The sequence below is a fragment of the Muriicola sp. genome (assembly GCF_041567615.1).
GTDB lineage: Bacteria > Bacteroidota > Bacteroidia > Flavobacteriales > Flavobacteriaceae > Muriicola.
Map to the genome: position 1 here is coordinate 1 of NZ_JBFGBM010000196.1, position 4,502 is coordinate 4,502.

The 4,502-nt window shown below is 50.7% G+C and carries 4 protein-coding genes and 1 pseudogene; all 5 read left to right on the forward strand.

Annotated elements, in window-relative coordinates; genetic code table 11:
• Nucleotides 1–1,577 (forward strand): heavy metal translocating P-type ATPase (locus tag ABYP73_RS11625; RefSeq protein WP_372974436.1); only part of this gene is annotated, 1,577 nt, incomplete at its 5' end.
• Between the two features lie 69 nt (nt 1,578–1,646).
• Nucleotides 1,647–1,862: a cbb3-type cytochrome oxidase assembly protein CcoS gene (gene ccoS, locus ABYP73_RS11630; protein WP_372944608.1), complete on the forward strand. Its 216-nt coding sequence runs from the start codon at nt 1,647–1,649 to the stop codon at nt 1,860–1,862.
• A gap of 2 nt (nt 1,863–1,864) precedes the next feature.
• Nucleotides 1,865–4,066 (forward strand): cytochrome-c oxidase, cbb3-type subunit I, encoded by a 2,202-nt coding sequence (gene ccoN / locus ABYP73_RS11635; RefSeq protein ID WP_372944607.1) that lies wholly within the window; start codon nt 1,865–1,867, stop codon nt 4,064–4,066.
• 3 nt (nt 4,067–4,069) lie between these two features.
• The gene (locus ABYP73_RS11640; RefSeq protein WP_188369829.1) at nt 4,070–4,249 is read left to right on the forward strand and encodes a CcoQ/FixQ family Cbb3-type cytochrome c oxidase assembly chaperone; all 180 of its coding nucleotides are present in this window, start codon (nt 4,070–4,072) and stop codon (nt 4,247–4,249) included.
• Between the two features lie 6 nt (nt 4,250–4,255).
• Nucleotides 4,256–4,502, forward strand: a pseudogene (locus ABYP73_RS11645) (cytochrome C oxidase subunit III); the annotation flags it as partial.

A 4,502-nucleotide genomic window follows, 5' to 3' on the forward strand; every position in this document is an offset into this window, starting at 1 on the left:
ACAGTTTGAGCGGACTCGTCTTCTTTCTCCTGCTGGGGAAGTATTTTCAAAAACGAACCTATTCCTTCCTCTCTTTTGAAAGGGATTATAAATCTTATTTCCCGGTAGCAGTTACCCGATTTGACCAGCATGGTAAAGAGGAGATCGTACAGGTGAATCGGGTGATCAAAGGCGACCGACTCCTGATCAGGCACGGGGAGATCATACCTGTGGACGGGGTACTCGAGACCGGAGATGCGGAAATTGACTACAGTTTCGTCACCGGGGAAGCCAGGCCTGTCCATATCACAAAAGGTGAAAAGCTATTTGCAGGTGGTAAGCAGCTCAGGGGACCCATAGAATTGCTGGCCATTGAAAATGTCTCTCAGAGCTATCTCACCCGGCTGTGGAGTCACTCCGTATTCGGCGAGAAATCTGAAAGCAAGTTCAAGACGCTGACAGACCGCATCGGAAAAAGTTTTACCCTGGCGGTCCTTACTATTGCTCTTGTATCAGGGCTTTACTGGGCATTCACCGATCCTGCTGTGATCTGGAATGTCGTCACCGCCGTCCTGATCATCGCCTGTCCCTGTGCCATTGCCCTGGCTGCACCTTTTACCATGGGCAATATGCTGCGCATTTTCGGCAAGCGTAAATTTTACCTCAAGGATGCGGTCGTGATCGAGAAACTGGCGACCATTAACACGGTGATCTTTGATAAGACGGGGACGCTGACTACCCGGAGGCACGACCAGATAGAATACGAGGGAAATGAACTTTCATCAGAGGAAAAATCCCTGTTGAAGAGCACCCTGAGGGCTTCCAATCACCCTTTGAGCCGGTCTCTCTATAACCTGCTCAAAGAACAGGATATTACCGTTCTCGACTCCTATGAAGAACACCTGGGACAAGGCCTGTACGGGAGCAAAGGGGATGCGTGCATAAAGATAGGTTCCTCAGAATTTGTCGGGAACTGCACCTCGACTGCCCCTGACAAATCGGTGGTCCACCTGAGTACAAATGAAAGATACAAGGGGCATTTTATCCTTCACAGCCACTACAGGGACGGGATTTCCCAACTCATGTCAGAACTGGGTGGACAGATGGAGATAGGGGTCCTCTCCGGGGATCACGAGGGGGAGAGAAACCGGCTGGAGGCCCTTTTACCGAACATGACGCCTATGTATTTCAACCAGAGTCCTGAAGATAAATTGTTCTTTGTCCGATCCCTGCAGGATTCTGGTAAAAAGGTCATGATGGTCGGTGACGGCCTGAACGATGCCGGGGCCCTGGTTCAGAGCGATGTGGGCATTGCACTCTCAGAAGACATCAATGTCTTTTCCCCGGCCTGTGACGGTATCCTGGATGCGGGAAAATTTGCATTCCTGGGTACTTATGTGGAGGCCTCAAAGCAGGCGATGCGAATTATCAAAATGAGTTTTGTCCTGTCACTGTTCTACAACCTCATCGGGTTGTATTTCGCAGTAACCGGACAGTTGATGCCCGTTGTGGCAGCGATCCTCATGCCCCTGAGCTCGATCAGTATAGTGGCCTTTACCACCCTGGCGACCAACTGGGCAGGAAGAAAAATTAAATAATAAAACCTGATTTATGTCATTTTTTGGGGGTTTGAGCCGAGGTAGTTTTACACCGGAATTCAGGTAGGTATGAGTGTTATTTATGTGTTACTCACCATTAGTATAGTGGTAGCAGTCCTTTTTTTTATCGCCTTTATCCATTCTGTAAGGAGCGGACAATACGAAGATGCCTATACCCCATCGGTACGGATGCTCTTTGAGGACGAATTGCTCAAAACCGATGATTCCACAGAGCCCATTGCTCCTGAAACCCGAAAGACCAATTCTAAAAGCAAACAATTGTAATTATGGAAGTACAGCAATTTAGTTACGACAACCAGATCGTAAAGAAATTTATCTATGCCACCCTGTTCTGGGGGATCATTGGTATGCTGGTAGGCCTTTTGCTGGCCTTTATGTTTATGTTCCCCAACCTCACGGATGGGATCTCCTGGCTGAGTTTCGGGAGGCTGAGGCCGCTGCACACCAATGCGGTCATCTTTGCCTTTGTCGGCAATGCCATCTTTGCCGGGGTCTACTACTCCACCCAGCGATTGCTCAAAGCGCGCATGTTCAGCGACTTTCTGAGCCATCTGAATTTCTGGGGATGGCAGGCCATCATTGTGGCTGCGGCGGTTACCTTGCCCCTGGGGTACACAACTTCCAAGGAATACGCAGAACTGGAATGGCCCATAGACCTGGCCATCGCCGTGATCTGGGTAGCCTTTGGCTGGAACCTTATCGGCACCATGATCAAAAGGCGCCAGAGGCACTTGTATGTAGCCATCTGGTTCTACCTGGCCACCTTTGTCACCGTAGCGGTACTTCATATTTTCAACAGCCTGGAACTGCCTATCAGCGCACTTAAGAGCTATTCCGTTTACGCCGGTGTACAGGACGCCCTGGTGCAGTGGTGGTACGGACATAATGCCGTGGCTTTCTTCCTGACCACCCCCTTCCTGGGACTCATGTATTATTTTGTACCCAAGGCAGCCAACAGGCCGGTCTATTCCTACCGCCTTTCTATCGTACACTTCTGGTCCCTGATCTTTATCTATATCTGGGCCGGACCTCACCACTTGCTGTACTCTGCTTTACCAGACTGGGCACAGAACCTGGGAGTGGCCTTTTCCGTAATGCTGATCGCACCCTCCTGGGGTGGTATGATCAACGGTCTGCTGACCCTCAGGGGCGCATGGGACAAGGTGCGCATAGACCCCACCCTGAAATTTATGGTGGTCGCCATCACCGGATACGGTATGGCCACGTTTGAAGGCCCTATGCTCTCCCTGAAGAACGTCAATGCCATTGCTCACTTCAGTGACTGGGTCATTGCCCACGTGCATGTGGGGGCCCTTGCCTGGAACGGGTTCCTCACCTTTGGTATGATCTACTGGCTGGTGCCAAAAATGTTCAAGACCCGTCTGCATTCTTTACCCATGGCCAACTTTCATTTCTGGATCGGTACCCTGGGAATCATCCTGTATGCCCTGCCTATGTACGTGGCCGGATTTACACAGGCCCTGATGTGGAAAGACTTCAACCCTGATGGCAGCCTTGTATACGGGAACTTCCTGGAGACTGTAAATGAGATCATGCCCATGTACTGGATGAGGGCCATAGGCGGATCCCTCTACATCATCGGTTTTATCGTCATGCTTTACAATATAGTGGTCACCATTCGCTCTGGCAGCGCCGTGGTCGATGAGAAAGCAGAGGCTCCTGCCCTCACCCGGGTATCTTCCAGGAGGACGGTGGGTGAAACCTTCCACACCTGGTTGGAGCGCAAACCCATACAACTGACCATACTGGCCACCATAGCCATTCTCATCGGAGGGATCATACAGATCGTTCCTACCATCCTGGTGAAATCAAATATCCCGACCATCACCAGCGTAAAACCCTATACCCCGCTTGAATTGGAGGGGCGCGACCTGTATATACGCGAAGGCTGCGTCAGCTGCCACTCCCAAATGGTTCGGCCTTTCCGAAGCGAGGTGGAACGCTACGGGGAATACGCCAAAGCAGGGGAGTTTGTCTATGACCACCCCTTCCTCTGGGGCAGTAAACGTACCGGGCCAGACCTGCTGCGCGTGGGAGGCAAGTACTCCGATAACTGGCACCTGAACCATATGTACGATCCCCAGAGCATGTCTGCCGGATCCATCATGCCAGCCTACCAGTGGCTGGTAAGGGACGAACACGACCGCAGTGCGATTCAGGACAAGATGCGGGCCATGGTATCCCTCGGTGTTCCTTATACAGAGGAGGATATCAGCAATGCCTTCGCTTCTATGGAAGAACAGGCATTGCAGATCGAGAAAAACCTGTATACAGATCCCGACTTTGCCAGGACCTATGAAGAAGACAAGGCCAGGGCCAGGGAGGAAGGCAGGGAATTCGTGGAAATGAAAGACCGCGAGATCGTAGCCCTGATCGCCTACCTCCAACGCCTGGGAACCGATATAAAGGTCAAGGAGACCGATCAACTTTTAACTGAAAACAAATAAGTCATGCTGAAATTCGTAAAAAACCATATGGAGAGTATAGATGGGATAGCCACATACCCCATGATCTCCCTGCTGATCTTTTTTGTCTTCTTTGCCCTGTTGTTCTGGTGGGTCTTTACGGCCTCAAAAGAGCATATCAAAGAAGTAAGTGAAATCCCCCTAGATGATAATCAACCAAAATAAAACGACATGAGAAATACAACCCCCTGGTGGATCAGGATCCCCTTAATTTTCTTCTTCATTTTCGGCCTTGTCGAGTATTACGTGGATGCTGGCGATAAGCCGGCTTTCATAGCGTATCCCATGGTACAGTTGTTCCTGTTCATGGTACTGCTCATCCTGATCGCCATTGAACTCATCGTGAAATCGGTAGAAAATGTGCTCTTCCAGACCCTGCCGGAAGACGCCAAGGAGCGCTACCTCAATGCCAGGACCC

What these genes read in the sequence shown, in the direction of transcription:
- ccoN (WP_372944607.1), top strand. Translation starts at nt 1,865, where the DNA reads ATGGAAGTACAGCAATTTAGTTACGACAACCAGATCGTAAAGAAATTT.
- ccoS (WP_372944608.1), top strand. Translation starts at nt 1,647, where the DNA reads ATGAGTGTTATTTATGTGTTACTCACCATTAGTATAGTGGTAGCAGTC.
- ABYP73_RS11640 (WP_188369829.1), top strand. Translation starts at nt 4,070, where the DNA reads ATGCTGAAATTCGTAAAAAACCATATGGAGAGTATAGATGGGATAGCC.